The 17,066-nt window shown below is 69.8% G+C and carries 13 protein-coding genes and 2 pseudogenes; 5 read left to right on the forward strand and 10 right to left on the reverse strand.

Annotation, left to right across the window (positions count from 1 at the left end; translation table 11 throughout):
• Window positions 1-49: 49 nt before the first annotated feature.
• From ACFRCG_RS33545 to ACFRCG_RS33560, 4 genes are all read right to left on the reverse strand, one after another.
• A protein-coding gene (locus ACFRCG_RS33545) for an IS5 family transposase (RefSeq protein WP_380038469.1) occupies window positions 50-924 on the reverse strand; the annotation gives its coding sequence in 2 pieces (ribosomal slippage) (window positions 50-567 and window positions 567-924; 876 coding nt in all).
• Window positions 809-1,300, reverse strand: coding sequence for a DUF4188 domain-containing protein (locus ACFRCG_RS33550; protein ID WP_380038472.1), 492 nt, complete (start codon window positions 1,298-1,300; stop codon window positions 809-811). The genes ACFRCG_RS33545 and ACFRCG_RS33550 overlap by 116 nt, the downstream gene beginning before the upstream one ends.
• A gap of 29 nt (window positions 1,301-1,329) precedes the next feature.
• A complete protein-coding gene (locus ACFRCG_RS33555; RefSeq protein ID WP_380038474.1) occupies window positions 1,330-1,542 on the reverse strand; it encodes a 2TM domain-containing protein in 213 nt (70 codons plus the stop codon).
• Between the two features lie 48 nt (window positions 1,543-1,590).
• A complete protein-coding gene (locus ACFRCG_RS33560) occupies window positions 1,591-2,289 on the reverse strand; it encodes an alpha/beta fold hydrolase (RefSeq protein WP_380038476.1) in 699 nt (232 codons plus the stop codon).
• Window positions 2,290-2,511: 222 nt separating this feature from the next.
• On the opposite strand from ACFRCG_RS33560, the gene ACFRCG_RS33565 reads away from it, so the two are divergent.
• Both ACFRCG_RS33565 and ACFRCG_RS33570 read left to right on the forward strand, forming a co-directional pair.
• Window positions 2,512-5,079, forward strand: a complete 2,568-nt coding sequence (locus ACFRCG_RS33565; protein ID WP_380038478.1) for a 2Fe-2S iron-sulfur cluster-binding protein — start codon at window positions 2,512-2,514, stop codon at window positions 5,077-5,079.
• Window positions 5,080-5,209: 130 nt separating this feature from the next.
• The gene (locus ACFRCG_RS33570) at window positions 5,210-8,428 is read left to right on the forward strand and encodes a BTAD domain-containing putative transcriptional regulator (RefSeq protein ID WP_380038480.1); all 3,219 of its coding nucleotides are present in this window, start codon (window positions 5,210-5,212) and stop codon (window positions 8,426-8,428) included.
• A 21-nt stretch (window positions 8,429-8,449) separates the two neighbouring features.
• On the opposite strand, the gene ACFRCG_RS33575 is transcribed toward ACFRCG_RS33570, so the two are convergent.
• The gene (locus ACFRCG_RS33575) at window positions 8,450-9,019 is read right to left on the reverse strand and encodes a carboxymuconolactone decarboxylase family protein (protein WP_380038482.1); all 570 of its coding nucleotides are present in this window, start codon (window positions 9,017-9,019) and stop codon (window positions 8,450-8,452) included.
• A 17-nt stretch (window positions 9,020-9,036) separates the two neighbouring features.
• Window positions 9,037-9,600, reverse strand: a complete 564-nt coding sequence (locus ACFRCG_RS33580; RefSeq protein WP_380038484.1) for a cupin domain-containing protein — start codon at window positions 9,598-9,600, stop codon at window positions 9,037-9,039.
• 229 nt (window positions 9,601-9,829) lie between these two features.
• Here ACFRCG_RS33580 and ACFRCG_RS33585 point away from each other — a divergent pair, with 229 nt between their 5' ends.
• Window positions 9,830-10,627, forward strand: coding sequence for an alpha/beta fold hydrolase (locus tag ACFRCG_RS33585; RefSeq protein WP_380038487.1), 798 nt, complete (start codon window positions 9,830-9,832; stop codon window positions 10,625-10,627).
• Between the two features lie 43 nt (window positions 10,628-10,670).
• Complete coding sequence (locus tag ACFRCG_RS33590) at window positions 10,671-11,912, forward strand: MFS transporter (RefSeq protein WP_380038490.1); 1,242 nt, start codon at window positions 10,671-10,673, stop codon at window positions 11,910-11,912.
• Window positions 11,913-12,209: 297 nt separating this feature from the next.
• On the opposite strand, the gene ACFRCG_RS33595 is transcribed toward ACFRCG_RS33590, so the two are convergent.
• Complete coding sequence (locus tag ACFRCG_RS33595) at window positions 12,210-13,037, reverse strand: hypothetical protein (RefSeq protein ID WP_380038492.1); 828 nt, start codon at window positions 13,035-13,037, stop codon at window positions 12,210-12,212.
• A gap of 706 nt (window positions 13,038-13,743) precedes the next feature.
• Here ACFRCG_RS33595 and ACFRCG_RS33600 point away from each other — a divergent pair.
• Window positions 13,744-14,555 (forward strand): annotated as a pseudogene (locus ACFRCG_RS33600) (IS5 family transposase).
• Here the strand turns inward: ACFRCG_RS33600 and ACFRCG_RS33605 are convergent.
• From ACFRCG_RS33605 to ACFRCG_RS33615, 3 genes and pseudogenes are all read right to left on the reverse strand, one after another.
• Window positions 14,488-15,030 (reverse strand): hypothetical protein, encoded by a 543-nt coding sequence (locus tag ACFRCG_RS33605; protein WP_380038495.1) that lies wholly within the window; start codon window positions 15,028-15,030, stop codon window positions 14,488-14,490. The pseudogene ACFRCG_RS33600 and the gene ACFRCG_RS33605 sit on opposite strands and share 68 nt — an antisense overlap.
• Window positions 15,031-15,143: 113 nt before the next feature.
• A complete protein-coding gene (locus tag ACFRCG_RS33610; RefSeq protein ID WP_380038497.1) occupies window positions 15,144-16,163 on the reverse strand; it encodes a hypothetical protein in 1,020 nt (339 codons plus the stop codon).
• Between the two features lie 5 nt (window positions 16,164-16,168).
• Window positions 16,169-17,063: pseudogene (locus ACFRCG_RS33615) on the reverse strand (IS5 family transposase).
• Window positions 17,064-17,066: the final 3 nt, after the last annotated feature.

A 17,066-nucleotide genomic window follows, 5' to 3' on the forward strand; every position in this document is an offset into this window, starting at 1 on the left:
CGGAACTGAAGCGGCGCACGGGAGCACCACCTAGGCCCTGTCTGGTGGATCAGGTTTTGAGCCAGAGGAAGATGGCTGCGACGTGGAGTGCGGCCTGGTAGTTGGTGGCGAGTTTGTCGGTGCGCATGGCGATGCCGCGCCACTGTTTCAATCGGTTGATGCAGCGTTCTACCGCGTTGCGCGCGCGGTAGGCGTCGCGGTCGAGCACGACGGGACGCCCGCCGCGCCGGCCACGTCGCCTCCGGTTCGCCTGTTGGTCGGCGGGTTCGGGGATCACCGCGCGGATCCCGCGTCGTCGCAGGTGGGTGCGTATCGCCCTCGACGAGTAGGCGCGATCGGCAAGCACCGCATCCGGGCGGACACGTGGGCGCCCGATCGCACGCGGCACTCGGATCGCGGCCATGACGTTCTCGAACTGCGGTGCGTCGCCCGCCTGCCCGGCGGTGACCACGAACGCGAGCGGACAACACCGGCCGTCGGCCGCGAGGTGGACCTTGGTGGTCAATCCACCCCGGGACCGTCCGAGGGCATGGTCGGGCGGCTCGCCCGCGGGTGCCCCCTTTTCAGGGCACCCGCGGCGTGCTGATGCGCGCGGACGATCGTGGAGTCGACGCCGACGAGCCAGTCCAGGTCGCCCTCGGTATCCGCCCGGACCTGCAACGTCGTCAGGATCCGATGCCAGGTGCCGTCCCGGGCCCAGCGGGTGAAGCGGTCGAACACCGTCTGCCACGGCGGGCATTCACCCGGCAGGTCACGCCAGACGAGATTGTTGCGGTACTTGAACGCCACCGCGTCGCTGAACGGACGCCTACCGCTTTGCCGCCCTGAGTCGCTGGGCCGCCGTTTCGCCGCGCCGACCGACCGGCAGCACACCTGTTGCGGCACCAAGGCCGTACGCAGGCATATCAACGTAGACCGTTTCATAGGAGCCTGCCGGGACTATGAACGTTTCGTGCCAGATACCCACGTGTCCCTTTCCGGCGCGCGCTCGCCGATTGAAGGCCGTCCATGCAGGCCGGTGCTGCTTGTCCTGCTGGTGGGCGTAGGCGATCAGCCGTTCCTTGTCGGCCCAGTACTGGATGACGTAGAAGTCTCGGAGGCTGCCGTACAGCACCTTGTAGCCGAGAAGCCCGCTGCTCTTCTCCTGTGACAGCTCGCGCAGCATACGCGGCATCGACATGAATGCCGGCAACCAACTGGAGAAGGACCGCAGCCGGTTGATGCGCAGCCCGATGTGGAAGACGACGACCTCGCCTTCGGCGGCGGCAGTATTGCGACCTGGAACTACCTTCTGGGACATGCTTCCCCCTTTGTTCCCCCTCGCGCGGCTCAGGTTGGCCGGGCGACCGATCGGGACTTCGAGCGAATCGCCCAGTAGTGGGATGCCAGGCCGATGCCCCAGCCCAGAATCGACCACACGGGCCAGAAGAAGTGGTCTGGGGTGAGGATTGCCCACAGCAGTATCTGGGCCAGGTTGGCCACGATGTACCAGAGCGCGTGGATGCGCAGGCCCCACTTCATGGCCTTTTCGCTTTTGTGCATGCTCTCCCCTGGATCGACGGGTCGGTGCACTTGCGGGGCGCGGCGGTGCTATTGCGGGAGCGTCTGTTCCTGCGCGGCCGTTTCGATGAGGGCCACTGTGGCGCCCGGCCGGGAGACGAACACCATGTGCGAGGCGCCCTCGGCCACTTGGGTGTTTGCGCCGGAGCGCTGGGCCATGAACTCCTGCGTTGCCGGCGGGATGATCCTGTCGGCGCCGCTGATCAGGTTGTAGCTCGGGATCGTGTGCCACGCCTGCGGGCCTGCGGCCGGCTCGCCGAGGGCTGCGCCGGTGGCCGGGCGTTGCGTGATCGAGAACAGCGCGGCTTCCTCCGCGGATACGTCGGCCGCGAAATGGGGGTGGAAGACCCTGGGGTCGATATAGAGGTCCACCTGCCCGTCGGGCAGCGGCACCGGCTTCAGGGACTCGCCCACCGTGCTGCCCGGGAACTTCTCGACGAGGGATTGCGCGCTCTCACCCGTGTCCGGCACGAACGCCGCCAAGTAGACCAGTGCCTTCACGTTCGGGTTTCCCTTGGCGGCGGTGGAGATGACCGCTCCGCCGTAGGAGTGCCCGACCAGGATGATCGGCCCGTCGATGCTGTCCAGCAGTGCCTTGACGTTGGCCGCGTCATAGGCGAGCCCCCGGAGTGGATTCGGTGCGGCGATCACCGGATAGCCGTCGGCGACAAGGCGCTTGGCGACGGCGTTGAAGCCGCTGCTGTCGGCGAAGGCTCCGTGAACGAGCACGATTGTCGGATTCCCACTCACCGTGGACCCACCTCTTCCAATTCTGCGACGAACGACACGGTTCGATTTCCTGGTGCTCGGCGCAAAGCTACGGCGTCGCACTGGACGTGGATTGAATGCGACCGGGACGCGGTTCCCGGCGGCCTTCACGGATCATTCAGTCGACATCAAGCGGGTGCGGTCAGTCTGAGCCCTCTCAGGACGGATGACCGGGGGTGGATCGTGTCGGACGAAGAGGCCGATGTCGTGGTGATCGGGTCGGGCATGGGCGGTCTCGCGGCGGCACGCGCGATCGCGCAGTTCGGTGGGAAGCGGGTCCTCGTCCTCGAACAGCACTACACGCTCGGCGGGATGACGCACGAGTTCTCCCGCGCCGGGCGCTACCGGTTCGGCACCGGGCTGCACTACATGAGTGCGAACGCCGGCCCGTTCCTCGGGTTCATGACGGACGGGCGGGCGCAGCTGCGGCCGCTGCCGGACGAGTACGACGCACTGCACTTCCCCGGGTTCGACTTCGCCGTCCCGGCCACGAAGGAACGGTTCCGTGCGCGCCTGAAGGAACGGTTCCCCGACGAGGCAGACGCGATCGACGGATTCTTCCGGACCACGCGCCGGGCCATGGTCGGGCTGACCGTGCGCAATGTCTTCGCATCGTTCCCCGGAGGGCTGCACAAAGCGGGTGCGCCGGTCATGAGGCGGCTCTTCCCGGCGGCGTACCGGACGCTGCGGGATCAGGTTGCCCGCAGTTTCCGCGATCCGCAGCTGCGGGCCGTTCTGGCCGCGCGATGGGGGCTCTATGGCACTCCGCCGACGTCGAGCGCGTTCGGCTATCACGCTGCCGTCCCGCTGACCTACTTCATGGACGGCACCGCGCATCCCGTGGGCGGCCCACAGGAGCTCAACCGGGTGGTCTTGGAGGGCCTCCGGCGCTACGGCGTGGAGCTGCGCGCCCGGCAGACGGTCCATGAGGTCGTCGTCGACAACGGCCGGGTGACCGGCGTCGATGTCGAAGACACCGGCACCGGCCGCCGCTACCGTGTGCGGACGAACACCGTTGTCTCGGCAGCCGGGGTGCGCAACACCTACGCTCTGATCGGGAAGAGCCACGAACTGGCGGAGCTGCCCGAGGAGCGGTCGGCGGTCATGCTGTTCCTCGGCCTGGACCGGTCACCGGCCGTGTTCGGGCTGCACGGCGAGAACCACTGGTTCATGCCGGATCTCGACGACCCCGACAGCCCTGGTCGCCTGCCCGGGGAAGGCACGCTGTACGTCTCGTTCGCCTCGCTCAACAACCCGGCCGCGCGCTTCCACACGGTGGAGTTGCTGGAACTCGTCGATCCGGCGGTGGTCGACCAGTGGCGCGGGACGCCCGAGGGCGAGCGGCCCGACAGCTACCGCAAGTTCAAGGACGAGCTGACCGAACGGCTCATCGGCCGCCTGGAGGAACGCTGGCCCGGCTTCCGGGAGACGATCGCCTTCGCGGAACTGGCGACGCCGCTGTCGTTCGAGACATACCAGCACAGCGTGCTGGGCTCCTTCTACGGACTCGCGGCGACTCCCCAGCGGTTGCGCTCGCCGCGTGCGGGGTGCCGTACGCCGGTCAAGGGCCTCTTCGTTGCCGGGCAGGACGCCTGGGGGTCCGGTGTGGTGGGGGCGCTGGCGGGCGGGTTGATGGCGGCGAACGCGGTCCTGAGACCGCGGCAGCAGGGGACGATGTGGCGGGCCATCCGCGCCGGCGGGAAGGCCCCGGATCTCCCGGCCTCGCCCTGGGACGGATATCTGCGCGTGGCCGGCATCGAGGTGCTGACCCCGACGGTCCGCAGGATCCGCCTCGAACCCCTGGCCGGGGGCACGATGCCGTTCACCTTCGCCGCGGGGCAGTACGTGAAGGTCGAACTGCCCGTCTCCGTCGAGCCGATCGAACGGTCGTACTCGATCTGCAGCGGCCCCGGGGAGCGCGGCTTCGTGGAGATAGCGGTGAAGCACGAGCCGGACGGGCTGGGCTCGGGGTTTCTGCACGAGGAACCGGAGGTCGGGCTTGCGTTGCGGGTGAGCGGCCCGCACGGCGAGTTCACCTGGGAGCCGGGCACCGACGAGGGCACTCTCCTGCTGCTTGCCGGGGGCATCGGCATCACGCCGCTGATGAGCGTCCTGTTCGCGGCTGCCGACGCCGGTCATACGGGGCGGATCGTCCTGCTGGCGAGCCACCGGACCGCGGGCGAGGCGGTGTTCGGGCCGGAGATCGCCGCGCTGCGGTCCCGGCTGCCGGGGCTCGAGGTGTCGGTCTTCGCTACCGACCGGACAGGGCGGATCGGTCTCGACGAGCTGCGCCCGTATGCCGGTCCGGCGACCCGCGTGCACTTGTGCGGGCCGGCGCCGATGATGCAGGACCTGATCGGCTGCCTGGCCGAACTGGGGGTGCCGCGAACGGCGATCCACACGGAGGCGTTCGTATCGGGCCGGAGCAAGGAGACCCGCCGGGAGAAGGCGCACGCCATCGCCGTCGCGGCCGCGGCTGCCGGGGTCACCGAGTTCATGATCGGAACGGTCGGCGGCGCACCGGCGTTCGCTTGCCCTCCCGGGCAGACGGTCCTCGACGCAGCCAACGCCGTCGGCCTCGCCTTGCCCCAGTCGTGCGGCGAAGGCGCGTGCGGCACCTGCCGGGTGCGGGTGCTCTCCGGCGGCTACGAGACCGACGACCGGGGGATGTTCTCCGCCGACGAGTTGGCGGCGGGCTGGCGGCTGGCCTGCCAGACACTACCCACCGGGGACTTGGTGATCGACGGCTAGGACGGCCTGAAGGAATCGGCCGCGGCTACTGTCACCGCTGGTCGTTTCCGGTCGAGCATGTGCATTTCCGGTCGGCGATTGCCAGTTGCCGCTTTCCCCGCCGCCGGATCTGAGTCACCATGGACAGCGGATGGCGGCGAGAGCGGCCCGGGACTGGGAGTGGGAAAGGGAATTGGCTTTCTCCGGTGCCGCTTTGCGGCTGCAGGTCCTCGGTCCGCTGCGGGTGTGGCAGGACGGCGTGGAACTGGACGCCGGGCCTCCGCAGCAAGCGTGTGTGCTCGCCGTCCTCCTCGCCCGTTCGGGCGAGCCGGTCAGCATGAGCGAGCTGGTAGACCTCATCTGGGCCGAGGACGTCCCGGCCTCGGCGATCAACATCGTCCAGAAGTACGTCGGCGCGCTGCGGCGGCTGCTGGAGCCGGCGCTGCCCGCGCGCGAAGCCGGCTCGTACCTGCAACGCCGAGGCAGCAGCTACCTGTTCGTGGCCGACGCCGGCACACTGGACGTCGTCGGGTTCCGGGAACTCGTCGACGCGGCCGACCGGGGCGTCGAGGAGCAGCGGCACGAAGCCGCGCTCGACGGGTACTTGGCGGCCGTCGGGCTCTGGCACGGCTCGGCAGGCGACGGAGTCGCCTACGGTTCGACCGCGATGGCGATCTTCGCAGGGCTGGACGACGAGTTCCGCCACGCCTGCATGGCGGCCGCCGATCTGGCGGTGGCGCTCGGCCAGCCCGAACGCGTGCTCCCGTCCCTGCAGATGGCTGCCCGCATGGCGCCGTTGCACGAGATGGTGCAGGCGAGTCTCATCGATGCCCTGGCCGCCGCCGGCCGCCCCGCGGAAGCGCTCTCGGTGTTCCGGACGGTCCGCGCCCGACTGGCCGAGGAACTGGGCATCGATCCCAGCCCGGTGCTGGTGGCCGCCCACCTGCGCGTGCTGGAACGGGAGCCGGCCGAGTACCCGCCGCACGAACGGCAAGCGATACCCGCGGCCGGAGCGTCGACCGCCGACGATCTGGTCGGCCGCACCGAAGAACTGGCCGTGGTGCGGCAGGCGGTGGAATCGGCACTCGCCGGCTCGACGGCGCTCGTGGTCGTCGAGGGGGAACCCGGGGTGGGCAAGACCCGCCTGCTCGAGGAAGCCGGTACCGAGGCGAACCGCCGGGGCGCGCTCGTCGTCTGGGGCCATTGCCTGCCGGGGGACGGCACGCCGTCCATGTGGCCGTGGGTGCAGGTCGTCGGCCGGCTCCTGGACGAAGTGCCGTCCGCAGCTCGGAAGGACTGGCTCGCGGGCGAACTCGGTCGCCTTCTGACACCGCACGACGGCGGTCCCACGACGTCGGTGCTGCCGGACAGCGGCGTCCAGTTCCGCTTCTTCGAGCAGGCCGTCGCGCTCGTCCGCCAGGTGTCGGCACGGCGAGCAGTGGTGCTCGTGGTCGACGACCTTCAGTGGGCCGACGCCGCCTCGCTGGACCTCCTCGGTCACCTGATGGCCCGGCTGCCGGACGGCACCGTCGTGATGGCGGCGCTCCGCGACCGTGCGCCCGCACCGAGCACGGTCGTGGGGCGGCTGCTCGCCGCGGCGAGCCGGCTGCCCCGGCACCGCAGGATCCCGCTCGCCCCACTCGTCCCGGCCGAGGTGGCCGAACTCGTCCGTCGCGAGACCGGCCGGGACCCGGGTCCCGGCGCCGCCGGTCTCATCCACACCCGCACCGCCGGCAACCCCTTCTTCGTCCGCGAGCTGTGCCGGTACCTCGCCGACGGCGACGTCCTCAATGAGGCCACCGCGGCCCGGACCGCGGTGCCGGCCACCGTCCGGGACGTCGTCCGCGACCGGATGGCCGCACTGGGGGACGATGCCGGAAACCTGCTGCAGATCGCCGCGCTGATCGGCCGTACCGTCGACCTCGCCCTCCTGGCCCGCGCCGCCGGACTGGATTACGAGACGTGCCTGAACGGCCTTCAGTCGTGCGAAGCCCTCGGCCTGCTCGGACCGTCGCCCGGGGACCCGTACTCGTTCGGCTTTCCGCACGACCTGGTCCGCGAATCCGTGGCCGACGACATACCGCCGCCGCGCGCGGCCCGGCTGCACCTGATGGTCGCCGACGCCCTGGAGCACCGGGTCGCGGAGGCCGAGCTGGTGGCCGAGCGCCTCGCCCACCACCTTTGGTCGGCCGGCCCGTTCGCGGATCCGGCCCGAACCGCAGCCAAGCTCGTCCGTGCCGGCCGCTGCGCGGCGGCCAAACTGGCTCTCGACGCAGCCTCGCGACACCTTCACGCGGCCGCGCAGGTGGCGCGGACAGCGGGTCTGGCGGAGCTGGAACTGGCAGCCCTCTCACTGCTCACCGCAGTGGAGGGCATGCGGGCGGGATTCGTGGGTTCCGCGATCGACCTGCTGGAGCGGGCCGAACACCTCTCCCGCGGACTCGGCCGGGAACGGGAAGCCACCGCCTTCCTCTACTCCCGCTGGGCCTCGTACGCCCAAGGCATACGACTGGACCGCGCCGGCCGACTGGCGAGCCGGCTGCTGGAGCAGGGCGAGGTATCCGACGACCTGGTCGTGCGCGCGTACGGCTGGTACGCCTGGGGCATCCAGCAGTGGTGTGTCGGCAACGTCGGCGAGGCGTTCCGCTATGTGAGCCGGGCCAATGGGACCGTTGCGGGCGACCTGGCCGATCAGGAGGAGGACCCGCTCGGGCGCGATCTGCGGCTGATCGGGGTCGGGATGCTCGCGATGATGACCGCGCTGCACGGTGACCCCGACGCGGCGCTGGCCCTGCTCGACACGATGGAGGCCGCCGCGGAGGACGACCCCTACGTGATCACCGTGTGGGCGACCTACTCCGCACGGGTCGCCGCGTTGATCGGCGACCCGGCGCGGGCGTTGCGTGCCGCCGAGCACGGGGCCGCCGCCGACCCCGCGTCCTCGTTCGGCTTCCTGGGCAGCTACCAGCGGCTGGCCCGCTGTTGGGCGCGTGCGGTTACCGGCGAGGACCCGGCCGGCGCCGCTGCGGAGGCACAGGACCTGATCGTCGCGTCGCTCTCCGACCCGCCGCGCTCGGATCTGGCCGTCTGGTACGGGTTCCTCGGTGAAATGTGGCTGGTGGCAGGAAAACTGGACGAGGCCCTCGCGGCGCTCGACCGGGCGCAGTCGGCCCTCGACACGTACGGCCAGCGCTATGCCGAGGGCCTGGTGCTCGTGCTCCGGGCGCAGGTGATGCAGGCACGCGGCGAGCCGGTCGCCGCCTGCCGGGCCGTTGCCGAGCGGGCGCACGCACTGTCCGTCGAGCGCGAGGCCCACCTGTCCGCCCGCCGTGCCGAACGACTCCTCTCCGAACTCGGAGGCAACGGATGAGCGCGGACCCGGCCGCGCGGTTCAGCGGTCCTGGCCGGGGACGGGCACGTCGAAGCAGTTCAGCACCATCGCGATGAGGCAGTAGCTGCCGATGAGGAACACGAGCTCGCCGACGCCTTCCTCGCCCAGCAGCTCGGTGGCTCGGGCGTACGTCGAATCCGGCACGGTGTGTCCCGAGGTCAACGCCCGCGCGACGTCGTGGGCGATCGCCTGCGCGTCGCTCAGCCCGGAGGGACGCCCGCCGGCGGCCAACGTCGCGATCTGGGCGGCACCGAGGCCGACTTCATCCGCCGTCTGCTCGTGTGCGTACAGCAGATAGCGCGCTCCGTAGGCACTGCCGACGGTGAGGATCGCCACCTCGCGGACGACGGGATCGAGACGCGCTTCGGCCGCGACCGCCCGTTGGAGGAGCAGCGCGGGGACCCCGAACGTGGGGAAGTGCAGCATCGCCGCGAACGGTCCGACCAGCGCGCCGTCGTCGTCGAGGATCACGACGCGGCCCTGTTCCTCGGTGACCAACCCGGCAATACCGTCGTGCACCTCGCGGAGTTGCGGGTCCAGCTTGTCGGGCGGAATGGGGTGAATGCGCATGCGTATGCGTCTCCCTGTCACAGTCCGTCGGTGTACTGGCCGTCGATCAGGACGAAGGCCACTCGGCAGTTCGCCTCCGAGCGGTTCGCCCACGCGTGATTGGTGCCGCGCTGAATCACGATGTCGCCGGCACGGACGGTCGTTTCGCTGTCGTCGAGGATCATGGTGAGTTCGCCTTCGATGACGATTCCGTAGTCGATTGTCTGCGTGCGGTGCATCAACGGATGCGGGGCGCCCGCGGCGGAATTGGCGGAGTCGGCGCCGCCCATCTCCCCGAACTTCTCGGCCGCCTCGGCAGGCGTCAGGGTTCGGATACGGTCGTCCTCCGGCGGGAAATCGATCACCCTGATGCGCGTGCCGTGCTTGGGAGGTCCGAGCACCAGGCCGTCCTCCGCCGGCTCGTCCGACTGCCGGTCGATGGCGGCCGGCGTCTCCCGCGTGCTCCACACCTCGTGGAAGGTCGGGCCGCCGGGCCCGCCGATCTGGACCACGCGGGACGGCGGTGCATCCTGCGTGATCTGTGCACGGCCGGACGGGTCATGGCCGGTCACAATCCTGCGGAACGGTCGCGTCGCGTTCACGGCGGAGTCCTCTCCTTCTCGGAAGTCGTTCGGGTTGCCGTATCAGCCGTCTGCGGGCTTTCCCGGCTTTGTGTCCGCAGGCTAGTCGGGCGTTCTTGACAACAACGGAACCCATTCTGAAGCGGCGCTTGGCATAGGCAGGGATTGTTGTTCAGTCCTCGTCAAGTGGCCGTTTCTAGGCTGATCCGCGATCAACACCGAGAACACCGGATGCCGAAGGGCAGATATCGTGACGACAACTCGCCGGGGACTTCTGGCCGGATCCGCCGCGGTCGTAATAGGTGCCACACTCGACGCGCCCGCCGCGCACGCACACACCGAAAGCAGCAGCGGCCCAAAGCCCACCGTGGTGCTCGTGCACGGCGCGTTCGCCGACGCCTCCGGTTGGAACGGAGTCGCCTCGCGGCTCCTCCGCGACGGCTATCCGGTCATCGCGCCGCCCAACCCGCTGCGCAGCGTGGCCTCCGACTCCGCCTATCTGGCCGCCATCCTCGCGACCCTGAGCGGCCCGCTCGTCGTGGTCGCGCACTCCTACGGCGGGATCGTCGCGACAAACGCCGCGACCGGCAACCCGAACGTGAAGGCGCTCGTCTACGTGGCCGCGTTCGTACCCGACCAGGGCGAGACGCTGCTGGGGCTGCAGACGAAGTACCCGGGAAGCAGGCTCAGCGAGGCGGCGCTGGACTTCCGCCCCTACGGAGCGGGCCTCGTCGACGGATACATCAAGAAGGAGTTCTTCCACGACGTGTTCGCCGGGGACCTGCCGAGGGCGACGACGGATCTGATGTGGGCCGGCCAGCGGCCGGCCGATGTGCGCACTCTCGGGGAGCCGTCCGGGGCACCGGCGTGGAAGACCATTCCGTCCTGGTACCTCGTGGGCCGCAACGACAAGGTGCTGCCCCCCGAGGCCCAGCGGTTCATGGCGAGCCGGGCCGGCGCGCGCACCTTCGAGGCCGACACCTCGCATGTCGCGATGATCGCGCAGCCCGCCGCGACGGCCGCTCTCATCAAGCGTGCCGCGCGCTGACCCCACCAAGCCGACGAGGCGCTTGACCTGACGAGGCGAAACGATGCATCAGCACGCGTACGAAGGCCAGTGCTCCGCCGAGGAGCACCGGCACACCCTGGCCAAGTCGCACAGCACCAATCCGAAACTCACGTTGTTCGCCCTGGCGTTGGGCACCTTCGCGATCGGCGCCGGCGAGTTCGGCAGCAACGGCATCATCCAGCTGTTCGCGTCCGATCTGGGGGTGTCCGTCCCGGCCGCGACCTATGCGATCACCGCATACGCGTTCGGGGTGATGATCGGCTCTCCGGCGATCACCCTGCTCGCCGCCCGGGTCAACCGGCGCACGCTGCTGCTCGGACTGATCGGGCTGTTCCTGGTCGGCAACGGGCTCTCCGCCCTGGCGCCGAACATCGTCCTGTTCGTCGTCTTCAGGTTCGTCGCGGGCAGCGTCCAGGGGGCGTTCTTCGGCGCGGGGGCCGTCGTCGCCGCGTACGTGTACGGACCGGGCAAGGGCGGCAAGGCGTTCGCCACGGTGATGGGCGGACTCACCCTGGCCACCATCGCCGGATCGCCGCTCGGCACCTTCATCGGCCAGCACGCCGGCTGGCGCGCCATGTACGGGACGGTGGTCGCCGCCGGCCTGCTCGCCGGAGCCGCCTTGATGGCCTGGCTGCCGCGCACCGAGGACCTGCGCGGCAGCTCCCTCGCACGCGAACTGGGCGCCATCCGGCGGCGCGACGTCTGGCTGATGGTCGCCGTCGCGGCGCTCGGCATCTCCAGCATCTTCGCCGTCTACACCTTCATCGGCCCGTTCGTCACCGACGCGGCGCTGCGGGACGAGTCGCTCATCCCGATCGCGCTCGCCGTCTTCGGCGTCGGCATGGCGGTCGGCAACCATGTCGGCGGACGCGTCGCCGACCGGCACGAGAGCCGCGGCCTGATCTGGGGGTACGGCGGTGCGCTGGCGTTCCTCGTGCTGATCGGTCTGGCAGGCAGCAACCTGATGATCCTGCTGCCCTGCCTGTTCGGCGTCGGCGCGACCATGATGTTCGCCATCCCGACCATTCAGGTCCGGTTGACAAGCCTCGCACCGGACGCCCCGACCTTGATGGGCACGCTCAACCTGGCCGCCCTCAACCTGGCCAACTGCCTCGGCGCGATCGGCGGCGCCGTCGCCCTCGGTGCCGGCTGGGGCACCCTGTCCACCGTCTGGGCCGGCTTCGTCCTCACCACCGCCGGGTTGCTGCTGTACCTCACGACCATCGCACGGGTGAAGCCAGCGCCCGTCCCGGTCCACGCATGACCGCGGGCCAGGTCGTCAGTTGTCATGTCAGCCTTCGCGCGCGAAGGCTGACATCCGGTCCGGATCGCGGCCGTCGGTCACTTTCCCCAGGGCGGACACATGTTCGGTGACGTCCGAATGTCCCGCCGGGTGCTCGATGCCGCCGTCTCCACCGCGTCCATCTATGACACCTCTGCCTCCAGGGAGGAGGCCCCGGCAGCTGTGGTTCACATTCACGGACGGTTGAGCGCATTCAATACGTCGCTTAGCGGCGCGTGAACGGATGCCGGACGGGGGGACACGGTGGGCCGGGGCTCGTCACCCGTCGTCTCGCTCCGTGACCACGAAGCCGGTTCCGGCGAGGGTCTCGCCGACAGGCGTCCGCGCCCAGGCTGCCAGTTGATCCGCTTGTGCCTCGCCGCGGTGCAGCAGATCCGCGATTTCGGCAGCAGTGGGCGGAGTTGGGAGGGCGCACACGAGGAGTCGATCGCTTGTGGCGCTGCTGCAGTCCTCGTCGTCGGGGTCGTCGGGTACCCAATGGCTGACTTCGACCCGCCAGGCTCCGTCCCCGTTTTCGCGCTGCGGCGTTCCGACGGTGATGAAGTACCCGTCCGAGTCGTAGGGTTCGTTGAAGATGACGAGGTTTTCCGTCTCCAGCATTCCCGCTTCACCCCGGTACAGCGTGTAGGCCTCGGCGAGCAAGCGGAGGTCTGCGACGGACTGATCGAGATGCCCTGGCAGGAGCTGCCGCTCGAGCCGGTCCAGCCCTTCACGGGCGTCACCGCCAAGTTCGTCCCGGCCCTCTTCCAGGGCCACCACGGGTGAATCGAAGTCCCATACGCGTGGGCTCTCCGAGTCCGGAGGCTCGATGGCTTCCGAGAATTGCGCCAAAGCGGCGCTGAGTTCGCTTTCCTCGGTGGCCAGTTCGGCATCGACTGCGGTGCGCACAGGGGGCGGGACCGCGGCAAGTGCGTCGTCGAGGTCGGAAAGGGCCTGGTGGAGGAGCAGCTTGGCAAGCTCGTACCAGAGGCTGTGCGCCCCCGCGAGGAGGTCGGCGCGGGCGTCCGGGCCGGTGAGGGCTGCCAGGTGCGTGCGGGGATAGTGCTCGAAGCCGCCGCCGCGGCGGTCGTACACGCTGACCGGCATCGTCGCAGCAACCGTAGAGGGCCCACCGGCAGCGTGAAGTAATGGGAGAAGGCGGTGGCGAGGGCGCGTTCCGACGCTCCGTGCCTTGAAGGGTTCGGCGGTGGCTCAGGTACAGTCCCAAGCTCCTTGCCTGCGCCAACCATAGCGACAAGGCGCAGTCTGTACGCGGAAAACCCGCGTATGCGTCGGCTCGGACACAGCAGACAGGCAGCGACCAGCTCATGTGCGGTATCCGGGCCAATCCACCGCGCCGCGGAGTTGCGTCACCAGCTCCCGCGATCGCGTCGCGCCGACCTTGAGCTCTTTGCGGAGCGACTCCGCCGAGATAGGGCGGCGATGTTGCTGCCAGTGCAGCGCGTCGGCTTCGCGCGCTCGGGTGATCAGATCGTCGTGCCCTTGAGCAGCCCTCACCAGAGGAGCGACCTCCAACGCCTTAGAGGCCGTAGTTGTACCGAACTTGGCGTCGGGTTATAGGACTTGGCTTCCCGATGGGGTGAAGTCGAAGCCGTGCACGCATAAGAGCAGGGCCTCTTGGAATCTTGGTGGTTGTCGACGCCATCAAGAGGTCCAGGAGGCCCTGTTGCCACGGTTGTACGCGGTCGCGGTGGGCGAGTCCAATCGGTTCAGCCTTGGGTGTGACTGCCTCGCGCACGTGTACGGAAACGCGGCCGGGCAGGCGGACCGGGTGTGCGCGTATCCCTCGGACATGACGGATGCGGAGTGGGCGGTGGTCCGGGCATCGCTGCCTGTGCCGGCATGGCTGGAAGGCCGGGGCGGGCAGCTTGAGGCGTACTGCCACCGGCAGATGATCGACGCGGTGCGATATCTGGTCGACAACGGGATCAAGTGGCGGGCGATGCCCGCGGACTTCCCGCCCTGGGACCGGGTTTACGCGTTCTTCCTTCGCCCGCTGGCGTGATCGCGGGCTGGTGCGCGAGTTGCACGACCGGTTGCGGGCACGCTGCCGTGAGGCAGAAGGCCGCGACGCGGAGCCGACCGCGGCGATCGTCGACGCGCAGTCGGTCAAGGCGGCTTCCTCGGTCCCCGCCGACGGTCGGGGCTTCGACGGCGGCAAACTCGTCAACGGCCGCAAACGGCACATCGTTGTCGATGCACTCGGGTTGCTGCTGACCGTGTTGGTCACCGGCGCGGACGTTACCGACCGCGCCGCCGCCCACGTCCTCTGCGCGAACTCGCCTCTCGATACCGGCGGATCGTCCTGGTCTGGGCGGACGGCTCCTACACCGGCCCTCTGATCGACTGGGCCGCCGCACACTGCGGCATCGCCCTGACCGTGGTCCGACGTCCCGACGGCGCCCGCGGCTTCCAGGTGCTGCCGCGCCGGTGGGTGGTCGATCCGGTTGGCTGATGCGCTCACGCCGCCTGGCCCGCGACTACGAAACCCTCCCGCTCAGCAGCGAAGCGGTCGTCCACTGGTCGATGGCCCACCTCATGACCCGGCGCCTGGCCCGTCGAGCCGCGGCACACCCACGCCCCGCGCGGCCGGCGGCAGCGTGAACACCCCCGGCACCGGCTCGGCCGGCCACCCCCGCGCCACCAGCCGCTTGGCCTTCGACCGCACCCCCTCCACCTTCCCCGGCACCAGGTCCAAACCCAACCCCCGCGCAACGTCCCGCACCCGCAAGCCCGCCGCGTCCGCCTGTTCCACCAGTCCCAGGATCCGCCGGTAATCCGGCGCGAGCACCTCGCCGGTCAACCCGTCACGCCGATGCGGCACCACCGAACCCGCCACCGCAGCCTTGACCGCGACTGCCTCCGGCTCCTCGCCGCCCGCCGGCACACCCACATCCGGCCCGCCCAGCGCCTCGGCGAGTTCCGCGACAGCGACAACACGCCGTTCCAGCACCGCCTCGGCCTCCCGCAACGAGGCCGCGACCCGTTCCACCTCCGCCCGCAGTTCCTCCACCCGAACCCGGGCAGCAGTCTCCCGCTCCTCCGACAACCCCATCACCGACGGCACGAGCACCCTCACGAACGAGACGACAACGATGCGTCATCCCTCCCGCACAGCACCCCACTTCATGCCTGACCAGCGAAAACACACACCGCACTCTCGATAAGACAACGGCTTCTAACGAAGTCCTATTAGGGCTCGCCGGTTTTGACGATGCGTCCAACGTCGTGGCGGGGTGTCGGTCCATGGTTCCTCGAGCCTGGCGGTTGCCCGGGGCCGGGGGTGGAAGCGCGAGGGGGCCAGTCGATCTGCCGAGCGGTGAGGTTGTCCAGTTTGGCCGGAGGGGTGCCCGTGCCTCCGAGGGTCAGGGTGAATTCGACCTTCGTCTTGGGCGGGACGGGAGCCGATACGCGGGTGAAGCGGATCTCCGCGCTGCCCAGGGTGCCGTCCCTGACGATTTCGGCGGTGGCGGGGGGAGCACTGCCGACTTCGTACACGACGTCGTCGACGACGGTGAGGTTCGGCGGGACGGTGAAACGCAGCAGCCATTCTCGCAGGGGGCAGTCCTCCGCGGCGGTCAGCGTGACCTTGTAGGACTTCGCGCCGGCGCCGGTCTGTTGGGAGTCCACCGTCAGTGGAGGCAGCCCGACGCACACGTTCCGGCTGGCATAGGTGGATCCGCGCTCGTTGGTGGTGGCCGAGAACCCGAGCCTGACGTGAGAAGGAAGCCCGGTGAATGTGTCGTCGATCCACTTGGGTTTGGGGTCCTGCGGGTTGTGCCGAACCGTGACTTTCCCGGATCCCGGCGCTTTCGGGCTCGTGAGGGTGAAGTCGACGCGGACGCGGGCCGGTGTCTTCCGCCCGGCGGCGATGCCGGCCGTCACCTTGGTGGCATCCCTATAGGCGTACTTGCCCGTGGGGTTCGTCCGTACGGCCGGACCGCGCAGCACCAACGAGTTCGGCATGGTGGGGTGCGAGGTGGAACTGGTACCGACGAGTTCGGTGTTGGAGAACTGCCCCTTCTCGTCGATGCCCACGCCGACGCAGGCACCGGGAACGCCCGCACTGACGGGCTTGTTGAGGTTCGCGTAGCCGAGGGCCGCACCGCGGGCTCCCTGGTGAAAGGTCGCCGTGGCGTCGAAGAGGAAGACGGAGAGCCCGTCGCCGTCGAGGCGGTCCTGCGAGTGTTCGGCGTAGGGCCTGTCTGACAAAACGATCACGATTGTGGTTCGCGGAGCCACAGGATCAGTGAGGCCAGGACGACGCCCGCCGTGTAGCGGGCGGCGAGCTTGTCGAAGCGCGTCGCGACCGCGCGGAACTGCTTCAGGCGGGCGAAACACCGCTCCACGACGTTGCGTTCGCGATAGGCCTGCCGGTCGAACGCGGGTGGACGCCCGCCCGCGCGACCCCGACGGCGACGATTCGCCCGCTGATCCGCCCGTTCCGGGATCACCACCCGCACCCCCGCCGCCCGCAACCGGGCACGGATGGCCCGCGAGGAGTACGCCCGATCCGCGATCAACCGGATCGGCCGCACCCGCGGCCGGCCCGGACCGAGCCGCGGCACGCGGATCCCGGCGAGCACCGCGTCCAACGCCGGCGCGTCCCCCGCCTGCCCCGGGGTGACCACGATCGACAACGGCAACCCCCGCCCGTCCACGGCGAGATGCAGCTTGGTGGTCAACCCGCCCCGCGAGCGGCCGAGACCCTCGCGAGCCGCAGGCGTCGGGCCCGGCGCCGCACGCTCCACGCCGCCCGGTTCGTCCCCGTCCGCAACCCCTTTTTCCGCGCCCCGGACGCGTGTTGATGCGCACGGACGACCGTGGAGTCCACCGACACCGACCAGTCGACCCGACCGACCGCATCGTCCCGCACCCGCACGTGTTCGAGCAGCGCGGCCCACGTCCCGTCCGCCTCCCACCGCACGAACCGCTCGTACACCGTCTGCCAGGGCCCGTACCGCGCCGGAACGTCCCGCCACGGAGCACCGGTCCGCAACCGCCACAACACCCCGTCGATCACCTGCCGATGATCACGCCACGACCGTCCACCACCGGCAACAACGGCTCGATCCGAACCCACGCCGCATCCGTCAACCCACCCCGAGACACCAC

The organism is Embleya sp. NPDC056575 (assembly GCF_042793325.1).
Taxonomy (GTDB): Bacteria; Actinomycetota; Actinomycetes; order Streptomycetales; family Streptomycetaceae; genus Embleya.